The sequence below is a fragment of the Streptomyces canus 299MFChir4.1 genome (assembly GCF_000383615.1).
In the GTDB taxonomy this organism is placed as follows: Bacteria; Actinomycetota; Actinomycetes; order Streptomycetales; family Streptomycetaceae; genus Streptomyces; species Streptomyces canus_C.
Map to the genome: position 1 here is coordinate 21670 of NZ_KB911619.1, position 17539 is coordinate 39208.

Here is a 17539-nt window from a genome sequence, read left to right on the forward strand (position 1 = left end):
GGATCACGCAACAGCCCCTGGCCCAGCGGCTGGGCCGCTCAGGTCGAGGTTTGCCTACCGGTCCCATAACCTCGACGGTTTCATAGCCGGCACGGGTCGGCCCTCCATGGCCCACTATCGCCCTGACGAGCTGACGCCAGTCATCGCAGGGGGCTGCGTGAAGGGCCGGTCTTGGCTTCTCCGACGGGAGTGGGGATCGCCCCGACCTGTAACGTGGCGATCTTCGGATGGCGTAGGCCCCGGAGTCCCGAAGGTGAATCCCCATGATGATTGACGAGCTGCCCGTCGCATGGAGGCTGTCCCCCAAGGACGTCCAGGCGGGGTGGCGTGCGCTGTGGTGGAGCGTGGGACCGGTCGGCGAACTTGCTGTGATGTTGGTCCAGCGGCGGTGCCTGAGCCGTGGCAAGTATCCCCGCGGGTGGATCGGATGGCGTGCCGAGACGCCGTTCGACGCAGAGTTGGTCATCGCCTCCGGGCAGGAGCAGCGGCGTATCCGGGTCGAAGGGATCGACATGTGGCCCAGCCATCTGGCTCTGCTGCCAGGCTCCCGGTTCCTGCTGGCGTCGGGCCGTACCTGTCGGGACGCGGAGGGATCCTGGTGGAAGAACGCTGTCGTGTACTCCGCCGAGGGCCGGCCGGAGGGTGCCTTCTGCCTCGGTGACGACATCCCGGCTCTGGTCACCGACCCCAGCGGGGGCATCTGGAGCGCCTACGGTGACGAGGTCATCTACGGCAACCACCCGGAGTCCGGGGCCGGCTTGGCGGGCTGGAACACCCGGGGTGTCGTGACGTGGGCACCGGAGGGGAGACTTCCCGACGGGCCGCTGGAGGGTTGCACGGCCGCCACGGAAGGCGAGGTGGTGTGGCTGGTCTGGTATAGCGCCAAAGGAACCTTCCTTACCCGGATCACACCCTCCACCGGCGAGGTCGCGAGCTATTGCAGCTCGGTGAAGAACCCGGACGGATTCGCGGTGCGCGGCACGCGGGTGGTTCTGACCGGCCGCGACCACTACAAGCGCAGCACCACTGTGACCCGCGCGGAGCTGGTCGGCGACGGGTGCGTCGCCGTCTGCCAGGAGCGAGTGCGGGTGCCCGGGCGGGTGGTCATGAAGTGCGGCCAGGGCCGCGACGGAACCCTATGGCTTCGAGCCGGCCGTACCTGGGTACGCATCGAGGCCTGAGAGCCGCGACCGTCAGACCAGCGGCAGGGCGCCCGTCAGGCCCACCGGTCGGCGGTCGCGGAGGCGCCGATCGCCGCCGAGAGATGCTGGCGCAGGGAGACGGCCCCACCGAAGCCCGCGTGGGCCGTGACCTCCTCAAGTGATTCCTCGCGGGAACCAGCCTCTCTCTCGACCTCCCACCAGCATCACCCTGAAGCGCCGACGCCAGTAAACGCCTGTGGAGCGCCAATAAGACGGGCGCCCGTGCCCGCACAGCGCGGTGAAGCAGGAAGCCCCCGGAAGGGTCAGACGACCCAGGCCGGAATCCCTGGACTTTAGGTCAGGGAGTACGTCAATCATGTTGCTCTTGCCGCTCACTATCTGGACTGCTTCCTCCGGGACTCAACCGTCCCAGTATCAGGCTGTCCAGTTCAGCGGGGGAACTTCAGTCAGCACCTACGACGACCCGAGTCCAACCGCAGTGGCTCCACTGTCCGCAAGCGGGAGACGCGCCAAGGCCCTGTTTGTGTATGTTGCCGTGGCGTGCCGAACGAAGCGAGCGACCCCTGGTGAGGTTTGCTGTTCGGCCCAAACCAGCCGGAGACGGGCCGGGGTGACCCCATTGACCTGGACCACTCTGATCCCGGGCGGCAACGGGCCGAAGCGCAGCATTTCCCGAGGCAGGAAGGCGATGCCGTTGCCCAGGCGTACCTGAATGAGGAGTTGCAGGACATCTGTGACCTCGGGCGCGGCGATCGGTGCGCCGTCCAGCCAGTAGGCGCGTTCGGTGTCGCTGCTGCTGGAGAAGGTGATCACGGCGTCCGGTAGCAGTTCGGCACGGTCGATGACCTCGCGGCTGGCGAGCCGGTGCGCAGCGGGGAGAAGGGCGACGCGTTCGTCGACGGCAAGCACCTCGCTGTCCAGGCCGCGGTCGTCGAAGTCGCCGCTGACGAGGGCGAGGTCGGTCACCCCGGAGCGCAGGTTCTCCAGCTGGGTCCGCCAGTCCGCCATCACCACTTCCGTACGCAGCCGAGGGTCTGCGGCGAGGTAGCCACGGATCATTTGGTCCAGGGCATCCAGGTCGCAGCCGCGAGCGCTGATACGCAGCGGGGGTGTGTCACCGCCGACCTCGCGGGCCAGCCTTACCGCGTCCGACACGTGTCTGGTGATGGCGCGAGCGTGGTCGGCCAGCACTGCGCCCGCCGGGGTCAGGGAGCTCCCACGGGGCAGCCGTTCGATCAAGGCAACCCCGACGGCTCGTTCCAGCGCGGCGATGGCGCGCGACAGTGCAGGCTGCGTCATCGTGAGGCGTTCGGCGGCGCGAGTGATGCCGCCTTCGTCGGCGACGGCCACAAGATAGTGCAGCTGGCGTATATCGACCTCTGCCATGTCGTCAGTGTGCCATGCCGATCCGGCATCGCGGCCCATGCCCGGAGTTGGATACCTCGACCGACACGGCCCGTGCAGGATTACCTGCCATGACTGTGGTATTCGTTCATGGCGTCCCGGAGACGCCGGCCCTCTGGGACAGTGTCCGCCGCCTTATTCCGCAGGAGAGCGTGGCACTGCGCCTGCCGGGGTTTGGCTCTGCCCGGCCGCCGCATCTGACTGACAAGGACGGCTACGCCGACTGGTTGGCCGGCGAATTGCTGGCGATCGGAGAGCCGGTTGATCTTGTCGGCCACGACTGGGGAGGCCACCTGGCCATGCGTGTCGTGTCGGCCTACGCCGACGTGCCGGTCCGCAGTTGGGTGTCTGATGTCGTCTATGGCTGGCATCCCGACTATCAGTGGCACGAGGTTGCGGCATTGTGGAACAAGAGCCCGGAAGGTGAGGAATTTCTATCGGCGATCCGCGCGGCGGTGCCGGGTAGCGGTGGCACTTTCGGCGATGTGCTGCGCACGCGCGGTATGACGGCGGATTTCGCTGCCGAAGTCGACGCCGCACACGATGAGACGATGGGCGCCGCCATCCTCGCCCTGTACCGCTCGGCTTGGCCGAATTTTCACATTGACTGGGGCACGGCGGTGACCGGACCGATCGACACGCCGGGACTTGTCTTGATGCCAACGGGCGACGACTTGGAGGGCGTCACCCAGGACGCGGAGTTGGTAGTCGCCCAAAACGTGGAGTTGGCGCGAAGGTTCGGCGCTCAGCTGGCGCGGCTTGATGGGCTGGGCCACTATTGGATGCTTCAGGAGCCCGAGCGAGCGGCGGAGACTCTGCAGAAGTTCTGGGCGGAGTTGCCCCGATAGGCCCCGTGCGGTCGGGTCGACTCGTGGGGCGACCCGACCGCGGAATGGGCAGCAGAGCCACATCGGGGCTCAGGCCAGTGTGCGAGGCCACCTCTGCGGCCGAGGCCCGACTGACAGTCATGAGATACCGGTAGACGGACTCTTCGGCGTCCGACACCCCTGCAGCCCTCAGCGTCATGGCACCTCCGCGCGACCGGCCGGCTTCAATGGTCGAACACCGTACTGCGCGGTTGTCACAGAGGGGGAGGGTGAGCGGGGCTCTCCTGGCCCCGCTCACCCCCTATGGGCTCCGAACGGCTATCCGCGGTGCAGGAAGGCCCGTTGCACGGTCTGCCGCACGGAGTTGCCCGCCGCATCCCGTGCCGTCACCTGCAGTGTCACGTACGCGTCGCCACGTATCCGGTACGGCTTCTTGATGGCGGTCTCGAACATGTTGCGCCCGTGGGCTTTCAATTTGGCCTGGTCCCATGTTTTGCCGTCGTCGTAGGAGACCTTGACCTGGAGGCTCACACCGTGGGGCGCGGCCAGGCCGTCCTGCGAACGGACCGACAGCCCGATCCAGTGGGTACGGCCGGAATCGACGGCGTTGTATGCGTCGACCGGTACGTTGTAGTCGAGCTGGAGCAGCGGCAGTGGCGTCGTCTCGCCCGCGTTTGCCGAGCGGAACGACCAGGACGTGTCGGTGTCGGTGCCGTACGCCCATTCATCGGAGATCCGCGAGGTGGTGAGATCGAGTCGGTAATCGGCCGCACCGGAGGGCACCTCGAAGTCCGCGAACCCGCTGTCTGCCTCCGCGACTTTCCGGCCGTCGCGGTACAGAGCGGCGGCGGCCGAGTCGCCCTGCGCCGCCTGTGCCGTACCGGCGGTGCCCCAGCCGCCGTCCTCGGCGATCAGCCGTGACTGGTGGCCGGCCTGCGAGTCGGTGAATTCCGGTATGCGCAGGCTCAGCACGTCGCCCGAGCGCACGGACGGTGTTGCGGTGAAGCGCGGGATCGACGGGCGTACGACGGCTGCCTGCCAGGTGTCACGCGTCTGCTCACCCGCACGGTAGGTGCGCGGGGCGTCGACCATTCCGACGCTCAACGGCGTGTCCTCACCGAACGTAGTCTGGTGATGCACCAAGTGTTGCCACACGGTGTCACCGGAACTGACGTATTCCGTTCGGTCGAAACCGGTCGGTACGTAGCGGGTGTACTGCAGCCAGGCGATGTCCTGATACGGCCTTCGGGCGAAGCGCTGCTCGCTCTCCCAGCGTGCGCCGCCGTTGTCCGCGTATCTGGCCTTCACCACGGCGCTGTTGCGCTCGGACACCGTGTACACCACCGTCTGGGGGATGCGCTGAGACGACACCTGCATGACGTCGTACAGGTACGGGCTGCGAGCGGTGCCGGTGAACTCGACTGTGGTGTCCCCCTTGCCGATCCGCTTCACCAGGGCGGCTCCGGCCTCGGCGCCGATCCTGACGGTCGGCACTGCCCAGCGGTCACCGGCCGGGCGCCAGCGGGTCCAGGGGATGTCGCTGAAATGGACGAGCACGACGCCGCGTGCGCCGGCGGCCGCGGCCTGCCTGGCCAACTCTCCTTCGTCGACGTTCTGTTCGTTGGTGAGCACTGCGAGTCTGCCTCGCGCCCGGCGGAAGGTCGGAGAGGAGGCGTCCCCCGCGTTCACGGCGGTCAGGCGCGTTCCCTTTTCGTCGAAGAGCGGTGAGGACGGCATGTAGTAGGCGTCCGGTGTCTCCTTGCCGCCGTGGCCTCCCGTTACGGTCATCTCAAGGAGTGGTGCGACGAGTTGCCAGCGCGAGGCGAACTCGAAGGTGCCGTCGGTGACGGCGGCCGTGGGACTGACGTACAGGCGCTTGCCGATGTCGAAGTACATCGTGCCCTGGAGCAGGCTGTGCCCGTCGATCTTCCGGTACGTCTGGTAGCTGAGGATGCCGCGCTGCTCGGCCGGCCGGGGCGTGCGGATGTCGACCAGCGTCGTCTTGCGCAGGTCGAGCGTGACGGACATGTCCTTGGTGACCTTGACCTCCGGCAGGACCACGTGGCGCAGTTCCTGTCCGTCGGCGGCCGGGTCCAGGGAGGAGTAGTCCAACTGGTAGGTGCCCTCCTCGACCTCGGCGACGGCAGGGTCGGTGCTGGTGTAGCCGACGAAGCCGTCGGTACCCCAGAGCGTCGGCAGCGCCTCCACCTGCTTGCCCGTGAGGTCCACCGTTTTGACGGTCAGCCGGTGCGTGGGTCCCTGCACGGCCAGGCTGACCGTGGTGTGCACGGTGACCTTGCCGTCCTCGGAGACCGCGGTCACGTATCCGTAGTAGTCGCCCCGCTGGACTCGGGCAGGATCGACCGTCAGCGGCACCTCGGCGGTGGCGCCCGCGGGTACCCGCACTGAGCCGGATCCGAGCGTTACCGCCCCTTGCCCGGGCGTGCGGCCTCCGGCTGTGGCCAACCGGGACGTGAGTGCCAGTGTGATGTCGGCGTCCGAGGCGTTCGTGTACCGCACTTGCGTCGTACGGACCGTGCCACCGCCGGTATCGAACGGCCCCAGGGCGACGGTGCCGGTCGCGGTCACGGGACCCAGAGCGGCCGCCGCCACGTCGAGGAGCCCGCCGCCCTGCTCGGTCACCGCCTGGTCCGATGCCGTGTGAGCCGTACTGATGAGCGCGTCCTTCAACTGGGCCGCGTTCCAGTCCGGGTGGCGCTGAGCGAGCAGCGCGGCCGCGCCCGCCACATGCGGTGTCGCCATCGACGTACCGGAAGCCGCTACATGCAGTGCATCGACCGGCTCACCCATCGTCGTTCCTGCCGCGCGAGCCGCAACGATGCCGACACCGGGTGCTGTCAGATCGGGCTTGACGGCGTCGTCTTCCGTACGGGGACCACGGCTGGAGAACGACGCGAGCCTGCCGGCGCGATCGACTGCCCCGACGGTGAGCGCCGCGTCCGCGGCGCCGGGGGAGCCGATCGTGCCCGGCCCCTGCTCACCGCTGTTGCCCGCCGCGACGACGAACAACGTGCCTGTGCGCTCCGAGAGTTCGTTCAGCGCGAGGCTCATCGGGTCCGTGCCATCGCTCGGACTGTCCGAACCCAGACTCATGTTGACAACCCTGGCGCCCGTGTGTGCCGCCCATTCCATTCCGGCGATCACCTGGGACTCGCTGCCGAAGCCGTCGTCCCCGAGCACCTTCCCGACGAGCAGGTCGGCGGCGGGCGCCACACCCTTGCCCCCCTTGCCACCACTGGACGCGGCTCCACTGCCCCCGACGATGGACGCCACATGCGTACCGTGCCCGAAGGCGTCCCCGGTACCGGAACTGCCGGAGAAGTCCTTGGCCTCGGAGATCCGACCGGCCAGGTCTGGATGCGACTGGTCCGCGCCGGTGTCCAGCACGGCGACCTTGACCGACTCGCCGTGCAATCCGGCGTTCCACACGGTCGGAGCACCGATCTGGGGAACGCTGCGGTCCAGGGTGGAGCGAACCCGGCCGTCCAGCCAGACCCGCGGGGAGCCGGACGTCTTGGCAGTGCGTGGCTGAACGTCCTCCCTCGCCAACTGCTTCCAGAACCTGCCGAGGTCCTCCTCGGCCACCCGCACGGACCGCGCGCCGATGCTGTCCAGCCGGCGGACCGGGGAGCCACTCTCGGCCAGGCTGCTCAACCGCCGTACTGCGGGCGCCGCCGCCCCATCGGCTCCCGCCACGATCAGTGGGAGCGCGTCGCTGTGCGCCTCGTCGTACCGTTGGGCGAGGAGCCCGCTGACGTCGAACAGATCCCGGTCCAACAGCCCCGCCGAGACCAGGTCCCCGGCGTCAGAGGGCAGGACTGTCAAGCGCCCGTCCTCCTCGTACGTGCGGAAGACGATGTGCCGTCGTCCGGGCCCGGGTGTGACCGAGGCGGTCCTCCGGCCTGTCGTGTCCGTGCTCACGGCCACTCGGTCACCCGTGATCAGACGAACGCTGCCGGCGCTCTTCGGTGCTGCCGCGCCGACCACCGCCTGCGCCGTGTGTGGTGCACCGCTGTCGGCTGCCACCGGCGAAACGGCTCCGGCGGCCAGGGCAAGTCCCGTCGATATCGCCGCCACTGGGCGGATCCGTCTCATCCTTGTCATGCCTTCCGTCGTACGCGCGGAGAAGTTCACGCGGTCGACAGAATCTGGTGCTACCGATCCTGATGTCACTTGTTTTCGCTGGCACAGGTGGGACATGTCGCAACCGCGACAGCAGGGCGCTACGGCGCGTTGCACGCCACGGGCATGGCTCATGTCCTGCGCCAGATACCCGGCGGCCAAAGCGGACGAGGAAGCCGAGGACGCGTCAGCCCTGCAACTTGCCGTGGACCACGCGTTGAAGGCATGGCCTCGCCTCCCCGCACCGGGCCAACCTCCGCGCAGGGAAGGGCAACGCCGAGTCTCCTTGTGTCGATTTGTGCCGATCACCATCGACTTGAGCAGCGGTCATGCACCCATCGGTCGTCGGACCGCCGGAAGAGCAGGAACTCGCTGCTCGTCGTCGGGACGACGGGGTGCGGGAGGAAGCCGATCCAGCCCGGCACCGGCAGCAGTGACCATAGATCGGCACGCGGTGTGGCCGACAGGGGGAGGCGGGCTAAATCCTGTCGCCGTTTCAGCCGCTTCAATGTGCTGAGCTGATGTCGCTCGGCTGCCCCATGGCGTGCCGGGCCGCCGAGTGAAGCACGTCGTTGGCACCGCCGCCATCCGAGCCGCTGACTCGTTTGACGAGTGGGTTGCGGGTCGTCTGTGGCGATCAGACTGGACAGCAGGGCCTGGTCGGCTGGTGTGGTCGCGGCCGCGTCATCCGCGACGGCGACGGATCCGTCAGTCCAGCAGCCGAAGTTGAGCGATCTTGACGGCGAGGTGGGCGGTCAGACGGTCGTTGCCGTGGGAGAGGGACAGGCCGGTGAGATCCTCGATGCGGCGCAGGCGGTGGTAGAGCGTGGAGCGGTGGATGTGCAGCAGTGCCGCGGAGCGCCCGGTGTCGCCCGCGGCGTCGAGATAGGTGGTGAGGGTTTCTGTCAGCTCGGGGTCACCGGAGCGCGGGTGCAGCAGGGTGCGGAGGCTCGCGGGCATGCTCTCGGCGAGCTCGGAGGGCGGAAGCCTGGCGAGGAGCCCGTAGATGCCCAGGCGGCTGTAGAGCGTCACTGCTTCGCCGCTGCCCGTCCTGCGGGCGACCTCTGCGGCGTGCATTGCCTCGAGGTACGTGGTGGCGGCGTCGGTGAGGCCGCGGGCGACTTGGCCGACTCCGACGCGGAAGGCCGCTGCCCAGTGGGGTGACGACTCCTCCCGCAGGCGCCCGCTGAGCGCCCCCGCCAGTTCTTCGGCGCCCGCTGCCGCGCGCTCGTCGCCGGCCCTGGGGTGGATGCTGAGGACCAGGGCGTGGTCGGGGCGGACCAGGGACAGGACACTCCCGGGGGCGGCCTGGCGGCGGATGTGCTCGACGGCCAGGTGCAGGACGAGCCGCCGCTCCTGCGGCAGCGGTTCGCCCGGCCCGTCGGCGGGGACGGCGACGACGGCCACGGTGCGGCCGGCCGTGGCGAGTTCCTCCTCGATGACCGCCTGGGCGGCCTCGGCGCGCAGGACGGGGTTCTCGGCGACGAGGTCGCGCACGAGTTCCCGCTCGCGGCCCCGGGCGATCTCGTCGCGCAGGTGTTCCCCGTGGAGGATCAGCGCGGCCTGACGGGCGGCCGCCCGCAGGGCATCGGCCTCCCGGGGGCCGGCCGGCCCTTCGTTGGCGGTGAGCCAGAGGTAGCCGAGCAGGGCGTCGTGGTGCCGGATCGGCATGCCGTAGCGGGCGACGGCGATGCCGATCTCCGGGCGCGGCGGGACGGTGAACAGATCCGTGGCCCGCGCGGCGCCCGCGGCCGCCACGTGATTGACGAGCTCACTCGACACCTCTCGGTGCATGAGGGACTCGATGCGTGCGGCGTCGGCCTCGCCGTGATGGGCGCTGTGCGCCACGAGCCGGACCCAGCGGTCGTCCACGGCCACGGAGCGCCCCAGCCGGGCGCCGAGCGCGTCCACCAACTGCTGCATGTCGCTCGCCATGGCCGCAGGCTACCGGTCCGGCCCGCAGACCAGCACCACCGATGTCGCACGATCACCGGCAAACGAGCAACGGATGTTGCGGGTCAGAAATCCTGGGCGTGCGTAACGTTCCCGGGGCAGGAGGAAGGGCTGCCCCGGGAGCGGCCCGGTACGGAGGTGATCCTTGTGTGGACGTCCGCGGACGCGGTGGTCGTCGGCGCCGGCGTGATCGGTTCGTCGATCGCCCTGGAGCTGGCGCGCGGTGGACTGCACGTCAACGTCGTCGACAAGCTCGCCGGTCCGGGCCACGGCTCCACCAGCGCCTCCAGCGCGGTGGTGCGGTTCACCTATCCGACGCGGGAAGGGGTGGCCGCGGCCTGGGAGTCCCGGCACTCATGGGAGGCGTGGCGCGATCACCTCGAGGCGCCCGCGGACGAGCAGCTGGCCGTGTTCCACGGCTGCGGGGTCGCTCTGCTCGATGTGGAGATGGCGCCGCGCGCCCTGTTCACCCGGCACTTCGACGAGGTCGGCGTCGGCTACGAGGAGTGGGACGCCGACACGCTGGCCGCGCGGCTGCCCGCGGTGGACACCGGCCGCTACTGGCCGCCCCGGCCGGTGGACGACGACGCCTTCTTCGAAGGGCCGCACGGCCGCCTCGGCGCGCTGTTCACCCCAGAGGGCGGCTACGTCAACGACCCGCAGCTGGCCGCGGCGAACCTTGCCGCCGCCGCACGCCGCCACGGCGCCGCCTTCCAGTGGAGGGCCCAGGTGGCCGCGGTCCTGCGGGCGCGCGGCAGGGTCTGCGGCGTCCGGCTCCACGACGGCACGGAACTTCACTCCCGCGTCGTCGTCAACGCGGCCGGCCCCTGGTCGGGGCACGTGAACCGGCTGGCGGGGGTCGGCGACGACTTCACGGTGGGCGTGCGGCCGCTGCGCCAGGAGGTGCACCTCGTAGCGGCCCCGCCCGGCTACCACCCCGGCGGCGCGAGCGGTCCGGTCATCGCCGACATGGACCTCGGCACGTATCTGCGGCCCGAGGGCAGGGAGTTCCTGCTGGTCGGCGGGGTGGAGCCGGAGTGCGATCCGCTGGAGTGGCTGGAGCGTCCCGAGGACGGCCGCCCCCACGTCTCCGCTCCGCGGTTCCGCACGCAGGTGATGCGGGCGGCCCGCAGACTGCCCGGCCTGGGCGTGCCCAACCGGCCCAGCGGAGTGGCGGGAGCGTACGACGTCAGCGACGACTGGACGCCCGTCTACGACCGCACCGGCCTGGACGGCTTCTACGTGGCGATCGGCACCAGCGGAAACCAGTTCAAGAACGCTCCGCTGGTCGGACGCCTCATGGCCACGCTGATCCACGGCGTCGAGGCCGGGCACGACCACGACCGAGAGCCTCTCGTTCACACCGCCGAGCACACCGGCCAGCGCATCGGGCTCGGCGCCTTCTCGCGCCGCCGGCAGCCGTCGGGTTCGACCGGCACCGTCCTCGGCTGACCTCCGGCGGAGCAGTCCCCTCGCCCCACATTCACCAAGGGAGAGCCATGGAAACCGGGTCCGCGAAGACGACGTCACGCAGCGCCGTCGAGGAGCATCTGCGCCGCCTGCACCAGCCGGCCTTCGGCACACCGCACGCGCTGCGCGAAGCGCACATCACCGCCGACGGCCGGCATGTCACCGTCACCGGAGTCGTCCTCGACGCCCTCGAAGGTCTTCCGCGCACCGCCGTCTACACCGCCGAGGACGGGCGCCTGGTACCCGTCTCCGCCGCGCACGGCTCGGCGCACGGCGCCTCCCACTCCCCGGACGGCAGCACCCTCGCCTTCCTTTCCGACCGGGGCACCCCGCACCGCTTCCAGCTGCACCTGCTCACTCCGGACCGCCTCGGCGAGGCCGTCGCCGCCCCCGCCGTACCCGGCAGCGTCGAGTACGCGCACTGGTCCCCCGACGGGCGCGCCATCCTGCTCGGCATCGCACCCCTCGACGCGGATCTGGCGGGCAGCCAGGGCTCGGCGACCGTGGGCACGGCCTCCCCGGAGCCGGACCGGTCCTGGCAGCCGCTGGTCGAGACCGGCGTCGGCGGCGGGTTCCGCAGCCTGTGGCAGTACAGCCTCGACACCGGCGAGGTGCGGCGGATCTCACCCGAGGGCGTGAACTGCTGGGAGGCGAACTGGTGCGGCCCCGGACACGTCCTGGCCGTCGCTTCCGAGGGGGCGGACGAGGACTCCTGGTACGGGGCCACGCTGCGCCTGATCGACCTCGCCGACGGCTCCTGCCGGGAGCTGTACCACAGCGACGTCCAGCTCGGCGTGCCCGCCGGGTCCCCGGACGGCGCCACCGCGGCCGTCGTACGGGCCGTGTGCAGCGACCGATGGATCGTCGCCGGAGACCTCGTCCTCATCGACATCGCCACGGGCCGGTCGCGGACGGCCGAGGTCGGCGGCACGGACGTCACCGCCCTGCAGTGGATCGATGCCGACCGCCTGGGATTCCTCGGCCTGCGACACCTCGACTCCGTCGCAGGCATCATCGAACCGCGCGACGGCAGCATGACGGAGGTCCTCTCCACCGCGCTCGCCTGCGGCGGCGCCTCGCCCCTGCCCGCGGGCCGCTTCACCACCGACGGCAGCCTCCTGACCGTGCGGGAGTCCTACGACCTGCCCCAGCGGCTCGTCCTGGCCGACGCCCGCGGCGAGCACGTGCTTGCCTCCACCGCGCACCCCGGCACCGACTACCTGCGCTCTGTGGCGGGCACCGCCCGCCCGCTGTCCTGGGTGGCCCCGGACGGCCTGGAGATCGAGGGGGTGCTGTGCACTCCCGAGGGGCCGGGGCCCTTCCCGCTCGTCGTCAACATCCACGGCGGCCCGGTCTGGGGCTACCGCAACACATGGTCGATGAACCACCCGTGGGTGCCGCTGCTCGTCTCGCGTGGCTACGCCGTGCTCAGCCCCAACCCCCGGGGCAGCTCCGGGCGCGGCCAGGAGTTCGCCCGGCAGGTCGTCGGCGACATGGGGGGCGCCGACGCCCACGACATCCTGGCGGGCATCGACCACCTCGTCGACGAAGGGACCGTCCAGCCTGAACGCATCGGGCTCACCGGCGGCAGCTACGGCGGCTACATGTCGTCCTGGCTGGTCACCCAGGACACCCGGATCGCGGCGGCGGTCCCCGTCTCACCCGTCACCGACTGGTACAGCCAGTCGCTGACCAGCAACATCGGTGGGTGGGGCAATTCCTTCCTGAAGGCCGACCTCGCCGAGCCCGGCTCGGCCGCCCACACCCGCAGCCCCGTCTTCCACGCCCACAAGGCGCGCACCCCCTGCCTCGTCGTCGCCGGGGCAAAGGACCGCTGCACGCCTCCCGGGCAGGCACGCGAGTTCCACCAGGCGCTCCGCGCCCAGGGCATCGAATCGACGCTGCTGATCTACCCCCAGGAGGGGCACGGGGTGCGCAGCCATCCGGCGGTCGCCGACTTCCTCACCCGCGCCCTCGACTGGTTCGAACGGCACATGCCCGCCCGCCCCTGAAGCCCCCGAGCAACTGGCAGGAGACGCACCGCCATGAAGCGACCGCTCGATTACCCGCCCACCCGCACCGGACACGCGCAGGAGACCGTATCCGGCGTCAGCTTCCCCGACCCCTACCGCTGGCTGGAGGAGGACACCGACGAGACCCAGGCATGGCAGCAGGCGCAGAACCGGCTCACCGACGAGAACGTGCGGGACTGGCCGCACTTCGAGCGCCTGCGGCAGCTGGTCGACCACTGCGCCGCCGACGGCAACGGCTCCCCCCACTGGATGACCGATCCCACCCCGGTGTTCGCCGGCGGGCGCTGGTTCCGCCTCGACCGCTCGGCCGGGGACGGCGGCCCCGACTACCCGGACGCCGCCGTGGTCAGGGTCTGCGACACCCTGGAGGAAGCGGGCAAGGTCGTGTACGACCCCCGCAGCGACGGCGCACACGCGGTCTTCTGGATCGCCCCCTCCCCGGACGGCACGATGGTCCTCACCGGGGTTTGCACGGACGGCGGAGAGCAGGGCGAATTCCGCCTGTACGCCACCGACACCGGCGAACTCCTGCCGGACGCCATCCCGCACCGCTGCCACGGCCTTCTGGTAGTTCCGCAGTGGACGCCCGACAGCGCCGGCTTCTTCTACACCGCCGCCGACCCGGCAGGCGACGCCTACTCCTTCCCCGTCTACTACCACCGCGTCGGCGCCGGGGCCCCTCCCGCCCCGGAGGCGGTGGATGCCCCCGACATCCCCCTCGTGCAGGTGGACCCGGCCGGCAGGTACGCGGTCGCCACCAGCGTGTTCGCCTTGCCGCGCTACGTCTGCGAACTCCCGGAGCGCGCCTGGCGCCCCTTCGTGCAGGACGTCGACGCCATCGTCGTCGGCGTGATCGACGGCGACCGCTACCTCGCCGTCACCAACCACGGCGCACCCCGCGGCCGGCTGGTGTCCATCCCCTTCGACAGCACCACCCCCGGCGACCCCGCCACCTGGCAGGAGATCGTGCCGGAGTCGCAGCGGGTGCTCAGCCATGTTCGGGTCGTCGGCGAGCAGTTGGCCGTCTCCGGCTCGGTGGACACCGAGGCCAGAGCCTGGATCTTCGACCGCGACGGCACAGAGCTGGAGGAGGTGCCGCTGTCCGGCCCGGGCGCCTTCCCCAACGACGCCCTGTCGCACAACGCGCTCACCCCCGACGGTCACCCCGACGAGTTCGTCTTTCTCCACTCCACCCCGCTGACCTCCCCGGGCCTGTACCGCTACCGGCCGGGCACCGGGCACATCGAGACGCTGCGGCCGCCGCGGACTGAACTGCCCGGTGCCACCGTGTCGCTGCGCTGGGCTTCCTCCGCCGACGGCACGCAGGTGCCGTACCACCTGATCCTGCCCGCGGGCGCCGACGGCACCGAGCCGCTGCCAACCCTCATCACCGCCTACGGCGGCGGGCGGGTGGCCTGGCCGCCGCAGTACCCGGGTCCGCTGGCCGCCTTCGTCGCTTCCGGCGGCGCCCTGGTCCTCTCGCACCAGCGCGGCGGCAGCGACCTGGGCAGCGACTGGGCCGACGCCGGACGCCTCGACCGCAAGCAGAACAGCTTCGACGATCTCTACGCCGTCGCCGAGCACCTGCTGTCCACCGGCGTCACCACCACCGGCCGGCTGGCGGTCACGGGGTGGAGCAACGGCGGCATCATGGCGTGCGCGGCCTACGTCCAGCGCCCCGAGCTGTGGGCGGCCGTGGTGGCCCAGTGCCCCATCCTCGACCTGGTCATGGCGCACCGTGACCCGTACGGAAAGTTCGCCGTCCCCGCTGAGTTCGGCGGCTTCGACACCTCTGAGGAGGTCCACCACCTGGCACGGATGTCGGCGTATCAGAGAGTCGAGGAGGGCGTCCGCTACCCCTGGCTCTACGTCCACGCCGGCGCCGCCGACACCGCGTGCCGGCCGGGTCAGATCCGCAAGGGCGTCGCACGCATCCAGGCGGCCGCCGACCCCGACACCCCGGTCCTCACCCGCATCTGGGACGGCGTCGGCCACGGCCTGTCGACCCGCCGCTCCGAGGCGGTCTTGCACACGGCCTACTGGCTGTCCTTCCTCATGCGGCGACTCGCCATGACCCCGCCCGCTGCAAGCGCGGGCCCCTGAGATTCCAGCCAACAGCGGCATTGGGCTTGCCGTCGCCAGCGGTTCGCCGCGGAGAGGGCACGGGTGGCCACGCTGATCGGCAGGAAGTTCCACGTCTCCTACAGCGTCTCGGGCGCAACGAGGTTGAGTGGAGGTAAAAGGGCCCGGGCGGCCTGCGGGGGTTAATCTGCTTCGAGGACGAGGCGGGCTTCACCCGCAGGCCGCCCAAAGGTCGCACCTGGGGCCGGCGTGGCCACACCCCGGTCGTCACCGTAAGCGGACGACGCTCGGGACGCCTGTCGGTGGCCGGGCTGATCGCCTGGCGCCGGGCTTCCCGCACCCGGCTGTGCCACCGTTTGCTCACCCATCCCGCGGGCAAAGGGTCTCCAAGACGATGCAGGAACTGGTTGCCGAACGTGAGTGGCTGACGGTGTTCCTGCTTCCCGCGTACTCACCCGATCTGAACCCGGTCGAAGGTGTGTGGGCACACGTCAAACGCAGCCTGGTCAACCTCGCCGTCGTCGCCCTCGACCGTCTGGAGCGGCTCGTGCGCAACCGGCTCAAACGCCTGCGGTACCGACCTGACTCCCTCGACGGGCTCATAGCCGGGACCGGTCTGCCCCTGGACACCCCCATATCACCGTAACGAGCCGAGATCAGTAGCGGTCTCCCTCTAGCGGAAACGCCAAGCCGTCACCAAGCTCGCCGCCCACGTGGTCGACCACCACGGCCGGCCCAGCCCCTGCTCCGACACCACCTACGAGCCGCGGCCGGTCGCCGTCCCCTACGACGGATGCACCGAACCCAGCAACGTCAAAGCCGGAGGCAACTCCTACCCCATCCGTTTCCAATGCGTCGGCTGCGGCTTCTACCGGCCCGGCCCCTCCTGCCTCCCCGCCTTCGAGCAGCGCATCAACGAACTACGCGCCGACTGCGAAAGCGCCACCGCCATGGACGCCGCCGACTTCGTCATCACCGCCCTCACCGCCCAGATCACCGCCTTCGTGGTCCTCGTCAGTCGATGTTCAGCATGCTTGCATCAATGCGTGCGTTGCTTATATTATGTCAGCATGCTTACATCACGCCAGTTCCGGTCCGTCCTAGGGAATTTCCCCAGCGGGATTGCGGCGATCACCTCGCTCGATGCGGAGGGGAGAGCGGTGGGCATGGCGGTTTCGTCGTTTACGTCGGTCTCGCTCGACCCACCGCTGGTCGCGTTTCTGCCTGGCAAGGCGTCCGCCACGTTCCCCGCCATAGCCAGGCGCGGCACCTTCTGTGCCAACGTTCTAGCCGCTGGTCAGGAAGATGTCTGCCGAGCCCTGGCGGTGTCCGGCGGAGATAAGTTCGCCAATCTGAGCTGGCAACCCGGGCCCCACGGCAATCCGGTTCTCGAAGGGGTCGTGGCCTGGATCGACTGCACGATCGAGGCGGTACACGACGCGGGCGATCACCACATCGTCATCGGCCGCGTCGATGATCTGGCGGCCGACGCCACGGCGGACCCGCTGCTGTTCTTCCGAAGTCAATACCACCAACTCGCGGCTGCCTGAGCATCACCCGACGACCCGTTGTGGGGCCATCCCTAGACTCCGGTCTTGCCCCGACAGGTGGCCGGGCCGCGTCATTGTTTGACCTGGTGGATGCAGCGTTCGACGGAGTTCCGCTGCCCATGGACCGCGCGAGGCGAGTACGCCTTGCCGGCCTGCCCGCCGGCCTTCTTTCGGGACGCATCCTGGACGGACGCCGGTGCATCACCGGTCTTGGCCTGGAATGAGGACGAAAACCGTAGTCGGCAGCGGACGTTGACCGTAAGAGGGCGGTGGTCCTGCTGGACGGCTCCCTCATACGCCCTCGCCGTCGCTCGGCGTCATCGCCGACCTGGGATTCATCGGCCACAACGATGGCCCTCCTGACGCCTACGCACACCAGACAGGTCGGCGTGCCATTTTCGCGACGCATGGGTCTCTTTGGGGCCGCGCTCATGCGAGGCCCATGACGCGATCAGACGGTCAGGACGAGCTTGCCCTGGAGGTGGCCGCTGTCGAGCAGTCGGTGCGCGTCGGCGACACGCTCGAGCGGGAACGTCTGGTGCACGTGGATCCGGAGTCTGCCCTGTATACCGAGTTCGACGAGACCTCGCAGGGCGACCGGATCGGGGTCGACAGCAATGCCGTTGAAACGCATGCCGGCCGCGTCGTACTTGGCGGCGAGTTCCGAACTCTCCTCGGCTGCCACGGTCACGAGATGACCGCCTGGGCAGAGCACGTCGAGCGACCGCTCGACGGTTTCGCCGCCGCAGGGCCCGGTGTGCCATGGCAAGCTGATCGAGTTGATCGGCGGCATCTCCCGCAAGATGCTCACCCAGACGCTCAAACGCTGAGGCGCACGGACCTCATCAAACGCCACGCCTACGCCGAAGTGCCGCCCCGCGTCGAGTAAAAACTCTCCTTGCTCGGGGCGGCGT

9 protein-coding genes and 2 pseudogenes are annotated in these 17539 nt (G+C 69.9%); 7 read left to right on the plus strand and 4 right to left on the minus strand.

All coding sequences use genetic code 11. The features are described from left to right. The first annotated feature begins 263 nt into the window (after positions 1-263). The gene (locus tag H293_RS60705) at positions 264-1181 is read left to right on the plus strand and encodes a hypothetical protein (protein WP_020123613.1); all 918 of its coding nucleotides are present in this window, start codon (positions 264-266) and stop codon (positions 1179-1181) included. Between the two features lie 435 nt (positions 1182-1616). Here the strand turns inward: H293_RS60705 and H293_RS51100 are convergent, their stop codons facing one another. After that, positions 1617-2549 (minus strand): LysR family transcriptional regulator, encoded by a 933-nt coding sequence (locus tag H293_RS51100; RefSeq protein WP_020123614.1) that lies wholly within the window; start codon positions 2547-2549, stop codon positions 1617-1619. A gap of 89 nt (positions 2550-2638) precedes the next feature. Between H293_RS51100 and H293_RS0141190 the strand changes: the two genes are divergently transcribed. Beyond that, on the plus strand, positions 2639-3415 hold the full coding sequence (locus H293_RS0141190) for an alpha/beta fold hydrolase (protein ID WP_020123615.1): 777 nt from the start codon (positions 2639-2641) through the stop codon (positions 3413-3415). Positions 3416-3712: 297 nt separating this feature from the next. On the opposite strand, the gene H293_RS0141195 is transcribed toward H293_RS0141190, so the two are convergent. Then, positions 3713-7510 carry a S8 family serine peptidase gene (locus H293_RS0141195; RefSeq protein WP_028808640.1) on the minus strand — a complete coding sequence of 1266 codons (3798 nt, stop codon included), beginning with the start codon at positions 7508-7510 and terminating at the stop codon, positions 3713-3715. Positions 7511-8245: 735 nt separating this feature from the next. After that, positions 8246-9472 (minus strand): PucR family transcriptional regulator, encoded by a 1227-nt coding sequence (locus H293_RS53960; protein ID WP_020123617.1) that lies wholly within the window; start codon positions 9470-9472, stop codon positions 8246-8248. A 165-nt stretch (positions 9473-9637) separates the two neighbouring features. On the opposite strand from H293_RS53960, the gene H293_RS0141205 reads away from it, so the two are divergent. The 5 genes and pseudogenes from H293_RS0141205 (at position 9638) to H293_RS60710 (ending at position 16625) form a co-directional block, all read left to right on the plus strand. Continuing rightward, a complete protein-coding gene (locus H293_RS0141205) occupies positions 9638-10942 on the plus strand; it encodes an NAD(P)/FAD-dependent oxidoreductase (protein ID WP_028808641.1) in 1305 nt (434 codons plus the stop codon). 47 nt (positions 10943-10989) lie between these two features. Continuing rightward, positions 10990-12972, plus strand: coding sequence for a S9 family peptidase (locus tag H293_RS0141210; RefSeq protein ID WP_020123619.1), 1983 nt, complete (start codon positions 10990-10992; stop codon positions 12970-12972). Between the two features lie 33 nt (positions 12973-13005). Further along, on the plus strand, positions 13006-15096 hold the full coding sequence (locus tag H293_RS0141215) for a prolyl oligopeptidase family serine peptidase (RefSeq protein ID WP_020123620.1): 2091 nt from the start codon (positions 13006-13008) through the stop codon (positions 15094-15096). 57 nt (positions 15097-15153) lie between these two features. Further along, positions 15154-15721: pseudogene (locus H293_RS62030) on the plus strand (transposase); the annotation flags it as partial. A gap of 67 nt (positions 15722-15788) precedes the next feature. Further along, complete coding sequence (locus H293_RS60710) at positions 15789-16625, plus strand: flavin reductase family protein (protein ID WP_020123622.1); 837 nt, start codon at positions 15789-15791, stop codon at positions 16623-16625. A 451-nt stretch (positions 16626-17076) separates the two neighbouring features. On the opposite strand, the pseudogene H293_RS51110 reads toward H293_RS60710, so the two are convergent. Further along, a pseudogene (locus H293_RS51110) lies at positions 17077-17370 on the minus strand (zinc-binding dehydrogenase); the annotation flags it as partial. Positions 17371-17539: the final 169 nt, after the last annotated feature.

Excerpts from the sequence above, each read along its gene's own strand:
- H293_RS60705 (WP_020123613.1), top strand. The coding sequence starts at position 264 with ATGATGATTGACGAGCTGCCCGTCGCATGGAGGCTGTCCCCCAAGGAC.
- H293_RS51100 (WP_020123614.1), bottom strand. The coding sequence starts at position 2,549 with ATGGCAGAGGTCGATATACGCCAGCTGCACTATCTTGTGGCCGTCGCC.
- H293_RS0141190 (WP_020123615.1), top strand. The coding sequence starts at position 2,639 with ATGACTGTGGTATTCGTTCATGGCGTCCCGGAGACGCCGGCCCTCTGG.
- H293_RS0141195 (WP_028808640.1), bottom strand. The coding sequence starts at position 7,510 with ATGAGACGGATCCGCCCAGTGGCGGCGATATCGACGGGACTTGCCCTG.
- H293_RS53960 (WP_020123617.1), bottom strand. The coding sequence starts at position 9,472 with ATGGCGAGCGACATGCAGCAGTTGGTGGACGCGCTCGGCGCCCGGCTG.
- H293_RS0141210 (WP_020123619.1), top strand. The coding sequence starts at position 10,990 with ATGGAAACCGGGTCCGCGAAGACGACGTCACGCAGCGCCGTCGAGGAG.
- H293_RS0141215 (WP_020123620.1), top strand. The coding sequence starts at position 13,006 with ATGAAGCGACCGCTCGATTACCCGCCCACCCGCACCGGACACGCGCAG.